The organism is Cohnella sp. GCM10012308 (genome assembly GCF_042649185.1).
Classification (GTDB): Bacteria; Bacillota; Bacilli; order Paenibacillales; family Paenibacillaceae; genus Cohnella.
In genome coordinates, this window is the sequence record NZ_JBHRYU010000041.1 from 38,003 (window position 1) to 54,475 (window position 16,473).

13 protein-coding genes are annotated in these 16,473 nt (G+C 56.9%); all 13 read left to right on the plus strand.

Annotated features, from left to right (window positions below; all coding sequences use genetic code 11):
* The first annotated feature begins 45 nt into the window (after positions 1–45).
* The 13 genes from rpoC to ACFOTD_RS30315 all read left to right on the plus strand — a co-directional run bounded on the left by rpoC (position 46) and on the right by ACFOTD_RS30315 (position 16,217).
* Positions 46–3,663 (plus strand): DNA-directed RNA polymerase subunit beta', encoded by a 3,618-nt coding sequence (rpoC, locus tag ACFOTD_RS30255; RefSeq protein WP_378123686.1) that lies wholly within the window; start codon positions 46–48, stop codon positions 3,661–3,663.
* Between the two features lie 209 nt (positions 3,664–3,872).
* Positions 3,873–4,184, plus strand: coding sequence for a hypothetical protein (locus tag ACFOTD_RS30260; protein WP_378123687.1), 312 nt, complete (start codon positions 3,873–3,875; stop codon positions 4,182–4,184).
* Between the two features lie 338 nt (positions 4,185–4,522).
* Complete coding sequence (locus ACFOTD_RS30265; RefSeq protein ID WP_378123688.1) at positions 4,523–5,401, plus strand: ATP-binding cassette domain-containing protein; 879 nt, start codon at positions 4,523–4,525, stop codon at positions 5,399–5,401.
* Between the two features lie 2 nt (positions 5,402–5,403).
* The gene (locus tag ACFOTD_RS30270) at positions 5,404–6,108 is read left to right on the plus strand and encodes a hypothetical protein (protein ID WP_378123690.1); all 705 of its coding nucleotides are present in this window, start codon (positions 5,404–5,406) and stop codon (positions 6,106–6,108) included.
* A 115-nt stretch (positions 6,109–6,223) separates the two neighbouring features.
* Complete coding sequence (locus tag ACFOTD_RS30275; protein WP_378123691.1) at positions 6,224–7,261, plus strand: iron-hydroxamate ABC transporter substrate-binding protein; 1,038 nt, start codon at positions 6,224–6,226, stop codon at positions 7,259–7,261.
* 77 nt (positions 7,262–7,338) lie between these two features.
* Positions 7,339–8,343, plus strand: coding sequence for a FecCD family ABC transporter permease (locus ACFOTD_RS30280; protein WP_378123692.1), 1,005 nt, complete (start codon positions 7,339–7,341; stop codon positions 8,341–8,343).
* On the plus strand, positions 8,340–9,350 hold the full coding sequence (locus ACFOTD_RS30285; protein WP_378123693.1) for a FecCD family ABC transporter permease: 1,011 nt from the start codon (positions 8,340–8,342) through the stop codon (positions 9,348–9,350). Before ACFOTD_RS30280 ends, ACFOTD_RS30285 begins: the two co-directional genes overlap by 4 nt.
* Positions 9,351–9,535: 185 nt before the next feature.
* Positions 9,536–9,790: a ribosomal L7Ae/L30e/S12e/Gadd45 family protein gene (locus ACFOTD_RS30290; RefSeq protein WP_378123694.1), complete on the plus strand. Its 255-nt coding sequence runs from the start codon at positions 9,536–9,538 to the stop codon at positions 9,788–9,790.
* A gap of 153 nt (positions 9,791–9,943) precedes the next feature.
* Positions 9,944–10,363, plus strand: a complete 420-nt coding sequence (rpsL, locus tag ACFOTD_RS30295) for a 30S ribosomal protein S12 (RefSeq protein ID WP_090117921.1) — start codon at positions 9,944–9,946, stop codon at positions 10,361–10,363.
* 57 nt (positions 10,364–10,420) lie between these two features.
* Positions 10,421–10,891, plus strand: coding sequence for a 30S ribosomal protein S7 (gene rpsG, locus ACFOTD_RS30300; protein ID WP_090117920.1), 471 nt, complete (start codon positions 10,421–10,423; stop codon positions 10,889–10,891).
* 36 nt (positions 10,892–10,927) lie between these two features.
* The gene (gene fusA, locus ACFOTD_RS30305) at positions 10,928–13,003 is read left to right on the plus strand and encodes an elongation factor G (RefSeq protein ID WP_378123695.1); all 2,076 of its coding nucleotides are present in this window, start codon (positions 10,928–10,930) and stop codon (positions 13,001–13,003) included.
* 93 nt (positions 13,004–13,096) lie between these two features.
* Entirely contained in the window at positions 13,097–14,287 is a 1,191-nt protein-coding gene (gene tuf, locus ACFOTD_RS30310) for an elongation factor Tu (RefSeq protein ID WP_271754036.1), read from the plus strand.
* A gap of 316 nt (positions 14,288–14,603) precedes the next feature.
* Positions 14,604–16,217, plus strand: coding sequence for a methyl-accepting chemotaxis protein (locus ACFOTD_RS30315; protein ID WP_378123696.1), 1,614 nt, complete (start codon positions 14,604–14,606; stop codon positions 16,215–16,217).
* Positions 16,218–16,473: the final 256 nt, after the last annotated feature.

Consider the following 16,473-nt stretch of genomic DNA (forward strand, 5'->3'; position numbering starts at 1 on the left):
TCAATCGCAACGTAATCCGAGCCACGATGAAGGAGGGCTTGCTCCTTGTTAGACGTTAACAATTTTGAGTTTATGAAGATCGGGCTGGCTTCCCCGGACAAGATCCGTTCTTGGTCCCGAGGCGAAGTCAAAAAGCCTGAGACGATTAACTATCGTACCTTGAAGCCGGAGAAAGAAGGTCTTTTCTGCGAAAAGATCTTCGGACCGACCAAGGACTGGGAATGCCATTGCGGCAAGTACAAGCGCGTCCGCTACAAGGGCGTCGTGTGCGACCGCTGCGGCGTCGAAGTCACCCGCGCGAAGGTGCGCCGCGAACGCATGGGCCACATCGAGTTGGCCGCTCCGGTTTCGCATATCTGGTATTTCAAAGGCATTCCGAGCCGCATGGGTCTCGCTCTCGACATGTCGCCGCGTTCGCTCGAAGAGATCATCTACTTCGCGTCGTACGTCGTGACGGATCCGGGCGACACGCCGCTTGAAAAGAAGCAGCTCCTGTCGGAGAAGGAATACCGCAGCTACCGCGAGAAGTACGGCTACGCGTTCAGCGCAGGCATGGGCGCCGAAGCGGTGAAAAAGCTGCTGCAGGACATCGATCTCGACCGCGAGCTCGACATGCTGAAGGAAGAGCTCCGCACGGCGCAAGGCCAACGCCGGAACCGCGCGATCAAGCGTCTTGAAGTCGTCGAGTCGTTCCGCAACTCCGGCAACCTGCCGGACTGGATGATCCTTGACGTTCTGCCGGTCATCCCGCCTGAACTGCGTCCGATGGTACAGCTCGACGGCGGCCGCTTCGCGACCTCCGACCTTAACGACCTGTACCGCCGCGTCATCAACCGGAACAACCGTCTGAAGCGCCTGCTCGACCTGGGCGCGCCGGACATTATCGTACAGAACGAAAAGCGGATGCTTCAGGAAGCCGTCGACGCCCTGATCGACAACGGCCGCCGCGGCCGTCCGGTCACGGGTCCCGGCAACCGTCCGCTCAAGTCCCTCAGCCACATGCTGAAGGGAAAGCAAGGCCGCTTCCGTCAGAACCTGCTCGGCAAGCGCGTCGACTACTCGGGCCGTTCGGTTATCGTCGTAGGTCCGAGCCTCAAGATGTTCCAATGCGGTCTGCCCAAGGAAATGGCGCTCGAGCTGTTCAAGCCGTTCGTCATGAAGGAGCTCGTGCTCAAGGGCCAGGCGCACAACATCAAGAGCGCGAAGCGCAAAGTCGAACGCGTCAGCCCGGAAGTATGGGACGTGCTCGAGGAAGTTATCAAGGAGCACCCGGTTCTGCTGAACCGTGCGCCTACGCTTCACCGTCTCGGCATTCAGGCGTTCGAACCGATCCTGGTCGAAGGCCGCGCGATCAAGCTGCACCCGCTCGTTTGTACGGCTTACAACGCCGACTTCGACGGCGACCAGATGGCCGTTCACGTACCGCTGTCGGCCGAAGCGCAGGCTGAAGCCCGCCTGCTCATGCTGGCGTCCGGCAATATCCTGAACCCGAAGGACGGCAAGCCTGTCGTCACGCCTTCGCAGGATATGGTACTTGGTTGCTACTACCTGACCATGGACAACAAGGACGCGCATGGCGCCGGCATGCGCATATCCGAAGTGAACGAAGCCGTATCCGCGTACCAACGCGGCGCAGCTGACCTTCATGCGCGCGTTGTCATTCCGGTCAAGGCGTTGAACAAGAAGACGTTTAACGAGAAGCAGCAAGGCGCGCTGCTCGTGACGACGATCGGCAAGATCATTTTCAACGAGATTTTCCCGGATACGTTCCCGTACATCAACGAGGCGACCAAGGACAATCTGCTGAAGGGTACGCCTGAGAAGTACTTCATCTACGACAAGGGCGCGGATCTCGATCAGATCATGCAGGATATCCCGACGCCGGGCGCAGTAGGCAAGGAATATCTCGGCCATATTATCGGCGAGTGCTTCCGCATCTACCATACGATGAAGACGTCGATCATTCTCGACGACATCAAGCAGCTCGGCTTCACGTACTCGACTCGCGCAGGCATCACGGTTGCTGTGTCGGATGTTACGGTACCTGTGGAAAAGGTCGAGATCCTGAAGAAATCCGACGAAGCCGTCAGGACGATATCGAACCAGTATCGCCGAGGTCTGATCACGGACGCCGAGCGTTACGATCGCGTCATCGACATCTGGTCGAAGACAAAGGACGAGATCACGGAAGTGCTCATGAAGTCGATGGATCGTTACAACTCCATTATGCTCATGGTCGATTCCAAGGCGCGGGGCAACAAATCGCAGATCACCCAGCTGGGCGGCATGCGGGGTCTGATGGCGACGCCGTCGGGCCGAATCTTCGAACTCCCGATCAAGTCGAACTTCCGCGAAGGCCTGACGGTCCTCGAGTACTTTATCTCGACGCACGGAGCGCGTAAAGGTTTGGCCGATACGGCGCTTCGTACCGCCGACTCGGGCTACCTGACCCGCCGTCTCGTCGACGTCGCGCAGGACGTTATCGTCCGCGAAGAAGATTGCGGCACGGATAAGGGCATCATCGTCAGCCGCATCGAGGACGGCAAGGAAGTCATCGAGGAACTGTTCGACCGAATCGAAGGACGCTATGCTTTCGAGACGATCCGTCATCCGGAGACCGGCGAGATCATCGTCGGCCGCAACGATCTGATCGATACGCCGAAGGCGGAAGAACTGATCCGCGCAGGCGTTCAGAAGCTGCAAATTCGCTCCGTACTGAGCTGCCGCGCTCGCCACGGCGTGTGCAAGATGTGCTACGGCCGCAACCTGGCAACGGGCAAGAAGGTCGAGATCGGCGAAGCGGTCGGCATCATCGCCGCCCAATCGATCGGCGAGCCGGGCACCCAGCTGACGATGCGTACGTTCCACACCGGCGGCGTTGCCGGAGACGATATCACCCAAGGTCTTCCGCGTATCCAGGAGCTTTTCGAGGCCCGGAATCCGAAGGGCCAGGCGGTCATCTCCGAGATCGACGGCGTCGTCAAGGAAATTCGCGAGACCAAGGATCGCCGCGAGATCGAAGTGCAAGGGGATGCCGAGACCAAAGTATATCCCGTCACTTACGGCTCCCGTATCCGCGTCTACGAAGGTCTGCACATCGAAGCAGGCGACGAACTCACCGACGGTTCGATCGATCCGAAGGAAATGCTCCGGATCAAGGGCGTACGCGGCGTGCAGAACTACATTCTGCAAGAGGTACAGCGCGTATACCGGAACCAGGGCGTAGAAATCAACGACAAGCACGTCGAAGTTATGATCAAGCAAATGCTTCGCAAGATCCGGATCGTCGATCCGGGCGACACGACGCTGCTGCCTGGTTCCTTCGTCGACGTGCACGAATACGAAGCAGCGAACCGCGAAGCGATCTTCGCAGGCAACGAGCCTGCGGTCGCGCGTCCGGTCCTGCTCGGCATCACGAAGGCGTCGCTCGAGACCGACTCGTTCCTCTCGGCCGCGTCCTTCCAAGAGACGACTCGCGTCCTCACCGACGCAGCCATCAAGGGCAAGGTTGACCGCCTGCTCGGCCTGAAGGAGAATGTCATCATCGGCAAGCTCATTCCGGCGGGCACGGGGATGTCGCGTTACCGCAACATCCGCGTCGTCGATCCGACCGAAGAAGGCTACGAGGACGAAGCCGAGCTGGAGCCGGTATCGGCGGACTAATGCGCCGCCGATCGGCCGAACGCTTCAATTAAGTAAGCCATGCATCGCAGACTGCCGGGCACGCTGCCCGGCAGTTTTTCTGTTGAGCGAGGTTTACGAAACCCTAAAAGTATGGGTAAAATCTAGGAAAGCCCTGTGCGATCGGAGAGGAAGGCCGTTGCGCCAACGTCTTGCAGACGGGGACCTAAGGGAAGGAGGCGATATGCGCCTTGAAAAACGCTAAAGCAGTAGCGACGCTATTGATTTGCCAACTCATCTTCGTCCTTCTCGTTGTCCCCTGGGTAGTCGTCGCCCTCACGTCATTTATCGCCTTGGATTCTCCGGACTCCGTCATAGAAACATGGCCGTTCGCAGTTGTCGTTTTTTACTGGGCTTATCCGGTCGCGCTGATTGTCAGTCTGATCATCAGTTGGGCGCTTTACCACAAGCGCAGGTTCAAAGGCGCGCTCTGGTGGGGCTTCATCCCTGTGCTATGGCTGCTGGCCGCAATCTACGTCGTCTTTTTCCTCGACGCCTTCTAAACGCCGCATGGGAGCCCGCTTCAATTGTTTCGTAGGACCGTCCCAAACGCCTGTTTGCCTCCTTCTTATGAAGCGAGCGGACAGGCTATTTGACGTGCCGGCGCTTATCCACATGTGGATAGAGACAATCTCCGCTAACTTGTCCACGGGGGATAGCCGTTGAATAGATTATTCGCCTGTGCATAAGTGAGAAAAGCATGAAATACCCCCAATATCTCCCCAAACTGCCCACAAGTTCGGGATAATTCCGCCGAAAATGTGAATAATCGCATTGTGAAACGGACTTTAATTTTAATAGTATTAATATAAATGTCCGTTAACGAACGGGAGGAAGGACCGTGAATCCGAACGTCGTACTCCGTCTTGTGCAGGCGAGCAAGCAATATAAAGGAAAAACGGTGCTTAACCGCGTTACCCTGGAGATGAGCAGGGGAGAGACGGTGGCTCTTACCGGACCGAACGGCTCGGGCAAGAGTACGCTGCTAAAACTGATGGCGGGACTTTCGGCGCTTTCTTCCGGCAAAAGAGAAGTGCGCGGATCCGGCGAAGGGGGCAGCCTCATCATCGGTTACGCGCCCGATCATCTGCCAAAGCTCAAATTTACGGCTCGCGAGTACTTGCACCATATGGCTTCGATTCGAGGGCTGGAAGCGGCGGCGAGGACGAGAAGAATCGAGGAGCTTCTTGAATTGGTGGACCTGCGGGACAAGCCAGGGCAGCAAATGAAATTTTTTTCGAAAGGCATGCTCCAAAAAGTGAATCTCGTGCAGGCACTGCTTGGCGATCCGGAACTGCTTTTATTGGACGAGCCGATCGGCGGGTTGGACGAAGAAGCGCAAGGCGTGCTAGCTTCCATGCTGATGAGCTTGAGGCAGAAGGGGACGGCTATCGTGGCGGCAAGCCATGAGCGGGCGCTGATCGGTCAATGGACGGACCGGATCGTGGCGATCTCGGAAGGTCGAATCCAGTCGGTCGCGGCGAACGCTGCCTCGATAGAGGGCAAGCGCTGGCGCCGTATCGTGTCTCGATGGCCGGAAGGGCGGGGGGAGGATGCGAAGGCTTTCGCAAACTGGCCGGGAACGATAAAATGCAGAGCGGAGAATCAAGAGGCCGTATACTGGACCGAGCCTGCAAGCAGCGATGCGTTGCTTAAAGAACTGCTGGAGGCGGGAGCCTCCATTGATTCGGTTGCAACGGGCGCCGGAAGGATGGTGTAAACGTGCTGCCGCTGATTCGATACCATTTAACCTATTACACGAGATCTTACCGATACGTGGCTCCATTGATCGCCTATGTCGGCTTACTCCTTTTTATCTACACGATATCGCCGAATCCGGTCTTGGAGAGCTATGCGTTCTCGTCCGTCTGGTTGTTCGTCATATCCGCCTGGATCATCTGGGGCTTGACGGACCTGGAGCCGGAAGCCCAACAATCGGTGACGGCCATGCATGCCGGCAGTGCCAACGCTTATTATCTGTCCAAACTGCTGCTGATGGCGGCTATCGGCTTGCTGCTCGCTGCTTTTGCCGTCCTCTATCCGGCGTTAGCCGGGAAGCTGGAACGGTGGCCCGCTCCGGAGGAATGGTTGGTCGCCGCTTGTGTCCATATCGCTTCTTCTCTGTTGGGCACGGGAATCGCGCTTTGGTTCACGGACCGCGGCTTCGGCAGGTCCGCGGCCTCGCTTCCCGCCCTGATCGGTTTCATGGTACTGTCGCTTGCTTCCGCCAGCGCGGTTGCGCAGCTCCCTGAGCGCATGACGTTCGTCCGCTGGCTGCTGCCGCCTGCCGGCGTCTTGTCGGAGGTTCTGAGCGGGTTGGAACATACCTCGTCGTGGACGGCGGTAGGCACCATTTTGTATGCGCTTGCGTATGCACGGCTATTATGCGGAGGTTATGTCGTACGGGCCGCTGTTAAAAAGTTTTAGACTGCAGCATGGCGTGTGCCGCTAGTTTTTCGTTGACAAAACAGACGGGAACCCCTAAAGTAATGATAAACGTTATCAATGATAATGATAATCATTCATAGTTGGGGGCAGAGAAATGAAAAGACAGGCACATTCGCAATTCAATCGCACTACACTTGGCAGAGGTCTGCTACTGATCGCCTTATTCATGGTCGCAGCATTTGCGCTGGCCGCATGCGGCAACAATAATAAAGGAAGCAATGCATCGCCTGCCGCGAGCAGCTCCGCCGCCGCGACAACCGGCGCTTCCGAGAGCGCTTCGGCCAGTCCTTCCGTCAGCCCGTCGGCGGAGGCGCAGACCGGGACGATTACCTACCAGTCGGAGACCGGTCCGGTTGAAGTTCCCGCGAATCCGCAGCGCGTGGTCGTACTGACCGGCTATACAGGCGACGTGCTCCAACTCGGCGTGCCGATGGTCGGCGTCGATTCGTGGTCGTTGAACAATCCTAAATTCGCCGAAAAGCTGCAGGGCGTAACCGAGGTGTCCGACGAAGATCTGGAAAAGATCATCGAGCTTAAGCCCGATCTCATTATCGGCTCCTCCGACAGCAAAAATCTCGATAAGCTGAAGAAGATCGCGCCGCTCGTCACCTATACGTACAACAAGGTGGACTATCTGACGCAGCATCTGGAGATCGCCAAGGCATTGAACAAGGAAAAGGAAGGGCAAGCCTGGATCGACGACTTCAAGAAGCGTGCGGCGGACGTAGGCGAGCAGATCAAGGCGAAAATCGGCGCCGACGCCACCGTCTCGGTCATCGAGGCATACGACAAGCAAGTCTACACGTTCGGCGATGCATGGGGACGCGGCACGGAGATTCTGTTCCAGCTGATGGGCCTCAACATGCAGCCCAAGGTAAAGGAAGCGACCGCAAAAGACGGCTATTTCACGCTTTCGGCAGAGGTGCTGCCCGACTATGCCGGCGACTATATCATTTTGAGCAAGGACCCTGGCGCCGACACTTCCTTCCAGCAGACCGCTACCTACAAGAACATTCCGGCAGTGAAAAACAACCGCGTATACGAAGTCGACTCGCGGACGTTCTACTTCAACGACGCCATGACGCTGGAATGGCAGCTGGAGTTTTTCAAGGATAAGTTCCTCGGCAACTAACGGTCCCCGTATACACCGGGAATTTCGCGCGCGCGAAGTTCCCCTTTCCTATTTTTAAATAGAAAGCGGAGCGGCAGATGAATTCGAATAGAAAATGGAATTTTGCTTTGGCCATCGTCGTGGGATTGATCGCGCTCGCGGGCATGTTTACGATCTCGATGGTTTATGGTGCCAAAGACACGACGCTTAGCGACGTATGGTTAGCGTTAACGACCCATGCTGTCGGCGAGCAGCTTACCGTCCTTCGCGAGCTCCGGCTTCCCCGCGAGACGGCCGGCATGATCGTCGGGGCGGCGCTCGGGGTTGCCGGAGCCGTCATGCAAGGTCTGACGCGCAACCCGCTTGCCGATCCCGGATTGATCGGCTTGTCCTCGGGCGCCAATGCGGCGTTGGCGTTCACGATGGCGACGATGCCGGCTGTCGGATACTTCGGTACGATGGTCGCCTGCTTCATCGGCGCGGGGATTGGCGCTTGCCTGGTGCTCGGCATCGGCGCCTCGCGCAGAGGCGGCATGTCTCCGATCCGGATGGTGCTCGCGGGTTCGGCTGTGTCCTTATTTTTGTATGCCATAGCTGAAGGTATCGGTCTTTCCTTTAAAATATCAAAAAGCGTATCGATGTGGACGGCGGGGGGGCTTATCGGCACGACATGGCAGCAGATCGGCACGATCGCGCCGTTCATCGCCGCGGGCGTCGTCGCGGCGATCGTCCTGGGCAAGGCGCTCACGCTGCTCAGCGCCAACGAGGAGGCGGCCATCGGGCTCGGGCTCCGTACCGGCCAGATTAAGTTCGTCTTGTACGCCGCGGTCGTCGTTCTGACCGGAGCCTCCGTCGCCCTTATCGGCAACATGGCGTTTGTCGGCCTGATGATTCCGCATATCGTACGGTTTGTCGTCGGCACGGATTACCGCAAGGTAGTACCGATGTCCGCTGTCGTAGGCGCGCTCTTCATGCTGGCAGCGGACACGATCGCGCGGAACGCGATCGCTCCCTATGAGGCGCCGATGGCTTCCATCATCGCGGTCATGGGGCTGCCGTTCTTCTTGTTTATCGTGCGCAAAGGAGTGAAGACCACCCCATGACGGACGCCCGTTCGATTCGCAAGCAGCGTGTCTTGCTCGTGGCGCTGGCGGCACTCATTTTGTTGACCGTTATCTTAAGCCTGGGATTAGGCTCGTCTTCCGTCTCCTATGGAAGAATATTGCCGACCTTGCTCGGGCATGGAGAGTTCAAAGAAAAGTTCGTCTTGTTCGAACTTCGTCTACCCCGCATTTGCATCGTGCTGGCGGCCGGCATGGCACTGGCGCTGTCGGGCTCCATTCTGCAGGGAGTCACGAATAACGATCTGGCCGATCCCGGCATTCTCGGCATCAACTCGGGGGCGGGGCTCGGCGTCGCGGTAAGCTTTTTGCTCATTCCGGCCGATCCCGGCGCATTTGTTTACGTCATTCCGGTGTCTGCCTTTATAGGCGCGGTTTTGACGGCGGGTTTGCTTTACGCGTTTTCTTACAGCCGGGAATCCGGCCTTCATCCCATGCGGCTTGTCCTTACAGGCATCGGCTTTTCGCTCGGTTTATCGGGCTTGATGGTATTCATTACGTCCGCGGTCGATATTTACAAAGTCGACTTCATCTCGCGTTGGCTCGCTGGCAATGTGTGGGGGACGGACTGGACCTTCTTGTGGGCGCAGCTGCCATGGATTCTGGTACTCCTCCCGTATGCGATGTACAAATCCAACACGCTGAACTTGCTGTCGCTGAATGACGCGACTGCCGTCGGAAGCGGCGTCCGGATCTCACGCGATCGCGGTCTGCTGCTGCTTGCTGCGGTAGCGCTCGCTGCGTCCGCGGTAGCCGTAACGGGCGGCATCGCGTTCGTGGGATTGATGGCGCCGCATATCGCCAAGTCACTTGTCGGTCCCAGGTTTCAGCGTTTTGTGCCCGTGTCGGTGCTGATCGGCGGATTCCTGCTGCTGCTTGCCGATACGATCGGCCGGAACGTAGCGGATCCCGAAGGGATCGCGGCCGGCATCGTCGTTTCTTTTATCGGCGCGCCCTATTTTATCTACCTTCTTCTAAGAAGAGCGTGAGAACAAGCACCTCGCCGATGCCGGCGGGGCGCTTCTACGTCTGAACGAAGGGACGCGTGGAAAGCGATTCGGCTAAAAGATATTCGGGCCCAAGGTTCTCTTGACACTGCCTATACGAGGTGTTAAGATAGCCTATGTGTGTGCCCGACGTGGTGGATTTTGATCGTTTCGTAGGAGTTGTTTTGATGGACTTGATAGCTCATCATCTCGCGAACAACGTCAAAGTCGGCACCAAGCAGACGACCAAGATGGTAGAACAAGGCAAGGCCATCGGCGTCTATGTCGCGCAAGATGCAGATTCGCGCCTGATCGGCCGCATCGCGCAGTTATGCCAGCAACGCGGCGTTCCCTTAACCGAGGTGAGCACCATGCGCGAACTTGGCAGACGGTGCGGAATCGATGTCGGCACGGCGATGGCCGTGGTAGTAGAGAGAGCATGAACCGGGACCTAACCGCGCTTCTCGTATGGGGAGTACAGCGGGCGGACCCTTTCGTTTATCTCAAAATGAACCGCCTGGATCTGTGGGCTTCGCGCCGCGGGAACCGGTAGCCGTTAGTTTAATGCAAGGCAATCATGGGAAGGGGGTGGCAACATGCCAACAATTAACCAGCTCGTCCGCAAGGGTCGCGAGCCTAAGGTGGTCAAGTCCAAGTCTCCTGCTCTGCAAAAGGGATTCAATGCCCTGAAGCGCATCGAGACCGACCTGAGCGCTCCTCAAAAGCGCGGCGTATGCACGCGCGTAGGCACGATGACGCCGAAAAAACCGAACTCCGCACTTCGTAAGTATGCGCGTGTACGTCTGACGAACCGCGTAGAAGTCACGGCTTACATTCCGGGTATCGGTCACAACCTGCAAGAGCACAGCGTCGTACTGATTCGCGGCGGCCGGGTCAAGGACCTTCCGGGCGTACGTTATCACATCGTTCGCGGCGCGCTCGATACCGCAGGCGTCAACAACCGCAAGCAAGCTCGTTCCAAGTACGGTACGAAGCGCGCTAAGGTGAAGAAGTAAGATAATTCTGCCGGAACATTTCGGCTTTATCATTGATATGGGAAAGGAGGAACTCAGATGCCACGTAAAGGACCAGTACCGAAGCGGGACGTGCTCCCGGATCCGGTATACAACAGCAAGCTCGTCACTCGCCTCGTCAACCGCATCATGATCGACGGCAAGAAGGGCGTAGCCCAACAGCTGCTTTACAATGCGTTCACGCTGATTCAAGAGCGCTCCGGCAAGGATCCGATGGAAGTTTTCGAAGCTGCCATCAAGAACATCATGCCTGTGCTCGAAGTTAAGGCTCGCCGTGTAGGCGGTGCTAACTACCAAGTTCCGATCGAAGTCAAGCCGGAGCGCCGCACGTCCCTTGGACTGCGCTGGCTTGTCAACTACTCCCGCAACCGCGGCGAGAAGACGATGGAAGAGCGTCTGGCGGCCGAGATTCTCGACGCTTCGAACAACACCGGCGCTGCCGTCAAGAAGCGCGAAGACACGCACAAGATGGCTGAAGCCAACAAAGCGTACGCCCACTACCGCTGGTAATCCCGCGGACACTAGGGAACGAAAGGAGACCATTGCATGGCTAGAGAGTTCTCCTTGCAAAATACGCGCAACATCGGCATTATGGCGCATATTGATGCAGGCAAGACGACTACGACCGAGCGGATCCTGTTCTATACCGGCCGTGTCCACAAGATCGGCGAAGTGCATGAAGGCGCCGCTACCATGGACTGGATGGAGCAAGAGCAAGAGCGCGGCATCACGATCACGTCTGCTGCGACTACCGCTCAATGGAAAGGTCACCGCATCAATATTATCGACACACCGGGACACGTTGACTTTACGGTCGAGGTCGAGCGCTCGCTGCGCGTATTGGACGGGGCTGTCGGCGTATTTAGCGCCAAAGAAGGCGTAGAACCTCAATCCGAAACGGTATGGCGTCAAGCCGACCGTTACGGCGTTCCGCGCATCGCTTACGTTAACAAGATGGACATCATCGGCGCAGACTTCCTGAACGTTGTCCGCGACATGCGCTTGCGTCTGCAAGCCAATGCTGTTGCCATCCAGCTTCCGATCGGTGCAGAGAACGGATTCGTAGGCATGATCGACTTGATCGAACGAGTCGCTTATGTGTACGAGGACGACCTCGGCAAAGATCCGAAGACGGTTGAGATTCCGGCCGACTTGGCCGACCAAGCCGAAGAACTGCGTCTTGAGCTCGTCGAGAAGGTCGCCGAGCTTGACGACGATCTCATGGCGAAGTATCTTGAAGGGGAAGAACTGTCGGTCGCCGAGATCAAGGCAGCTCTTCGCAAGGGCGTCGTGGAAGTCCGTATCTTCCCGGTCGTCTGCGGCTCTTCTTACCGCAACAAGGGCGTTCAGCCAATGCTGGATGCTGTCGTCGACTTCCTCCCGGCTCCGATCGACGTCCCTGCAATCAAGGGCACGACCGAAGACGGCGAAGAGACGGTTCGTCATTCTTCCGACTCGGAGCCGTTCTCGGCGCTGGCGTTCAAGATCATGACCGACCCGTTTGTCGGCAAGCTGACGTTCTTCCGCGTCTATTCCGGCGTTCTGAACTCCGGTTCGTACGTCGTCAACGCGACGAAGAACAAGCGCGAACGTATCGGCCGTATTCTGCAGATGCACGCGAACAGCCGTCAAGAAATCAGCATCGTCTACTCCGGCGACATCGCCGCGGCAGTCGGTCTGAAGGACACGACGACTGGCGATACGCTGTGTGACGAGAAGAACCCGGTTATCCTCGAATCGATGAACTTCCCCGAGCCGGTTATCCAGCTTGCGGTTGAGCCTAAGACCAAGGCTGACCAAGACAAGATGGGTATCGCGCTCCAGAAGCTGTCCGAAGAGGATCCGACCTTCCGTGCGCATACGGACGAAGAGACTGGCCAGACGATCATCGCCGGTATGGGCGAGCTTCACCTGGAAATTCTCGTTGACCGCATGCTTCGCGAATTCAAGGTCGAGACGAACGTGGGCAAGCCGCAAGTTGCTTACCGCGAGACGTTCAAGACTTCAGCGAAGGTCGAAGGCAAGTTCGTTCGCCAATCCGGCGGACGCGGCCAATACGGCCATTGTTGGGTTGAGTTCGAACCGCTCGAAGCAGGCTCCGGCTTCGTGTTCGAGAACAAGGTTGTCGGCGGCGTAGTACCTCGCGAATACATCGCGCCGGTACAAGCCGGTATCGAAGAGTCGATGAAGAACGGCGTACTCGCCGGCTTCCCGCTCGTCGATATCAAAGCGACGATCTTCGACGGATCGTACCACGACGTCGACTCGAACGAAATGGCGTTCAAGATCGCCGGCTCGATGGCGCTTAAGGCTGCCAAGGACAAGTGTAATCCTATCCTGCTCGAGCCGATCATGAAGGTCGAAGTAACTGTTCCGGAAGAGTACATGGGCGATGTAATGGGCATGCTCAGCTCCCGCCGCGGACGCATCGAAGGCAGCGACACCCGTCACGGTGCGCTCATCGTGCGCGCCAAGGTGCCGTTGGCTGAAATGTTCGGCTACTCGACCGTCCTTCGTTCCGGTACGCAGGGCCGTGGCGTATTCTCCATGGAACTGTCGCACTACGAAGAAGTGCCGAAGTCGATCTCCGAAGAGATCGTCTCCAAGAGCAAAGGCGCTTAAGTTTTCGGGCATTCGGACGAGCCGCGGGGCCTGAGGTCTCCGGTTTGTCCTCCCTATAAAAATGGCTTTACTAACAAGGAGGAGAAAAGATCCATGGCAAAGGCTAAATTTGAACGTAATAAACCGCACGTTAACATCGGTACGATCGGCCACGTCGACCACGGCAAAACGACGCTGACGGCTGCCATCACGACGGTTCTGTCCAAGAAATACGGCGGCGCAGCTGTTGCGTTCGACCAAATCGACAAGGCTCCCGAAGAGCGCGAGCGCGGTATCACGATCTCCACGGCTCACGTTGAATACGAAACGCCTAACCGTCACTATGCTCACGTTGACTGCCCTGGACACGCCGACTATGTCAAGAACATGATCACCGGCGCTGCTCAAATGGACGGCGCGATCCTGGTTGTATCCGCAGCTGACGGCCCTATGCCGCAAACGCGCGAGCACATCCTGCTCTCCAAGCAAGTAGGCGTTCCTTACATCGTCGTATTCCTGAACAAGTGCGACATGGTTGAAGACGAAGAACTCCTCGAGCTGGTTGAAATGGAAGTTCGCGACCTGCTGAACGAGTACGAGTTCCCGGGCGACGACACGCCGATCATCCGCGGCGCTGCTCGTGAAGCTCTTCAAAATCCTGATGGCCCTTGGGCTGACAAGATCGTTGAGCTGTTCGAACAAGTCGACACCTACATCCCGCAACCAGAGCGCGACGTAGCTAAGCCTTTCCTGATGCCTGTCGAGGACGTGTTCACGATCACGGGTCGCGGTACTGTTGCTACGGGCCGTGTTGAGCGTGGTACGATCAAAATCGGCGATGAAGTTGAAATCATCGGTCTGGTTGAAGATTCCCGCAAATCCGTTGTAACGGGCGTTGAAATGTTCCGCAAGCTGCTTGACTCCGCTCAAGCCGGCGACAACGTTGGCGCACTGCTTCGTGGTGTTGACCGTAAGGACATCGAGCGCGGTCAAGTTATCGCTAAGCCGGGTTCGGTTAAGCCGCACACGGAATTCACGGCTCAAATCTACGTCCTGACCAAAGAAGAAGGCGGCCGTCACAAGCCTTTCTTCACGGGCTACCGTCCTCAGTTCTACTTCCGTACAACTGACGTTACGGGTATCATCAACCTGCCGGAAGGCACTGAGATGGTTATGCCTGGCGACAACATCACCGTTACCGTTTCGCTGATCGCTCCTATCGCTGTTGAAGAAGGCACTCGCTTCTCCATCCGCGAAGGCGGCCGTACGGTTGGCGCCGGCGCTGTTGCTTCCATCCAAAAGTAATTTCGCCTTACCTAGAGAAGACCTTATCGGGCACTGCGCCGGATAAGGTCTTCTTTTTGTTACGGTAAACAATGTCTGTGAAAGATACGACAATATGGGTCTTTATTCGACAAGAAATGACATGTATTTCTAACCTTTCTCCCTTATAATAGAAACAAATCCAAGGGCGAGGTGCATCCATCTGTCTAGACTTCAAATTCGCAAAAGCCTGGTTTTTACAAGCAGTCTTGTTCTGTCCGTGCTGTTTATCTTCCTGATTGGAATCATGTCGTGGCTTCAATACAACGCGCAGCGCGATGCTGCATACAAAGAGTTTATGTCCATAGGCGACCGGCTTGCTGCGCAGGCCTCGGCCAATACGAATCTGTTGCAGCCCGTAGCCGAAGCTTTTGAAAAGGGAGCGGAGCCCGACCAGGAGAGCCAGGGCATATTGCGCAGATTGCTGGATGCCATGACCGACGGAGACCTTATGATCAATTCCTATTACTTCTCGACATTCTCCGAAGAGACGGCGGAAGGGACGAAGGTCGTCCTGCTTCAAGTCAATCAAGCGTTGGATGAAGCCGGTAATCATACCGGGAACGACTACATGCTTTCCGGGGATTTTAAACGGGCATATATGGACGCTTTGGCCGGAAAGTCGTCGCTCAGCGATGCCTATACGGATAACGTCGGAAATTGGATATCCTATCAGGGACCGGTGAAGAACGACTCTGGACAAGTTGTCGCGGTACTCGGCCTAGACTATGATTACGGCAAGGTTCAAGGGCGGATCAACGGCTTGTTGATCCGCACGGTCTGGATTGGCGTTGCAATCGCAGCGGCCGCGATTTTGCTGCTTGTCCTCTTTATGCGTTACGCGCTGCGCCCGCTCAAGCGACTGGCCGCTCTCGCTCAAGAAGCGGCGAAGGGAGATCTGACCGTACAAGTGCCGGTGAGCTCGAATAATGAAATCGGACAGGCGGCGGAATCGTTTAATGCGATGGTCCGTAGCCTTAGGGATCTGACGGGGAGCGTTAAGCGTACGGCAGACGAGGTAACCGCCGCTTCGCGCACGCTAAAGGATACTTCCGCGCAAGCGGCTGTCGCCACAGGAGAGATTACGGAGTCGATTCAAACCGTGGCCTCGGGAGCCGAAGCGCAATTGACGAGCTCGCAGGAATGTCAGCGTGCGATGTCCGAGATCGCGATCGGGATCGGTCGTATCGCGGAATCGTCGGCAACGTTGTCCGAACTCGCGGGCGGTACGGCCGAGTTGGCGACGGCAGGCGAGCAAACCCTGGAGGATACGGCGCGGCAAATGCGGCAGATCGAGCAGGATGTGTTCGGTGCCAGCGATATAATAGGAGAACTGCAAGCTTCGAGCGTGAAAATTCAGGAAATCGTCAGCATGATCGCGGAAGTCGCCAATCAGACGAACTTGCTCGCGCTGAACGCATCGATCGAAGCGGCCCGCGCAGGCGAGCAAGGCAAGGGATTTGCCGTTGTCGCGCAGGAGATCCGCAAGCTGGCCGAACGCTCCAAGGAATCGTCCGAAGCGATTGCGACGATTCTGCATGCCGTAAGTGCCAAGACGTCCGCGGCGGCATCGACCTTGTCGCAATCGGCCGAAGAAGCGAGGGCAGGCACAGCGCTCGCTACGCGAACGGGCGATTCGTTCCGGACGATCCTTCAAGCGGTAAGGGATGTATCCGATCAAGTGCAGGACGTATCCGCCGCATCGCAACAGATGTCGGCAGGCAGCCAGCAGGTTGCCGCATCCATCGAGGAGCTTGAACGCGTAGCCAAGCGCTCTTCGGAAGAATCGCAGCAGGTGGCTGCGGCATCCGAAGAACAGCTTGCTTCCGTTCAAGAGATCGCCGGTTCTGCCGAACAGCTTCGGTCGCTTGCGACGGAGCTCAACGAAGCAGTCAGCCGGTTCCGCGTTTGACCGAACGATCGTTTAATTGAGAAAAGCCGACGCATACGCGATCGGCTTTTCTTTTATGGACGGAATAACAGTTATATAGAAGAAACACGATGACGGATCGCTTGATCAGGAGTGATGAAAGGGGTGTTCAAGGGACGTGCCATGATTACTTTTCATTTTGACTAAAAATTTGTTGCATTGATCTAGGCGAATCGCTATAATAATAAATGTTGGTCTGCGACTGTGCGATGATGTGAGAGGTTGCCGACACACCCGG

Excerpts from the sequence above, each read along its gene's own strand:
- ACFOTD_RS30275 (WP_378123691.1), top strand. The coding sequence starts at position 6,224 with ATGAAAAGACAGGCACATTCGCAATTCAATCGCACTACACTTGGCAGA.
- ACFOTD_RS30280 (WP_378123692.1), top strand. The coding sequence starts at position 7,339 with ATGAATTCGAATAGAAAATGGAATTTTGCTTTGGCCATCGTCGTGGGA.
- ACFOTD_RS30285 (WP_378123693.1), top strand. The coding sequence starts at position 8,340 with ATGACGGACGCCCGTTCGATTCGCAAGCAGCGTGTCTTGCTCGTGGCG.
- ACFOTD_RS30290 (WP_378123694.1), top strand. The coding sequence starts at position 9,536 with ATGGACTTGATAGCTCATCATCTCGCGAACAACGTCAAAGTCGGCACC.
- rpsL (WP_090117921.1), top strand. The coding sequence starts at position 9,944 with ATGCCAACAATTAACCAGCTCGTCCGCAAGGGTCGCGAGCCTAAGGTG.
- rpsG (WP_090117920.1), top strand. The coding sequence starts at position 10,421 with ATGCCACGTAAAGGACCAGTACCGAAGCGGGACGTGCTCCCGGATCCG.
- fusA (WP_378123695.1), top strand. The coding sequence starts at position 10,928 with ATGGCTAGAGAGTTCTCCTTGCAAAATACGCGCAACATCGGCATTATG.
- tuf (WP_271754036.1), top strand. The coding sequence starts at position 13,097 with ATGGCAAAGGCTAAATTTGAACGTAATAAACCGCACGTTAACATCGGT.
- ACFOTD_RS30315 (WP_378123696.1), top strand. The coding sequence starts at position 14,604 with ATGTCCATAGGCGACCGGCTTGCTGCGCAGGCCTCGGCCAATACGAAT.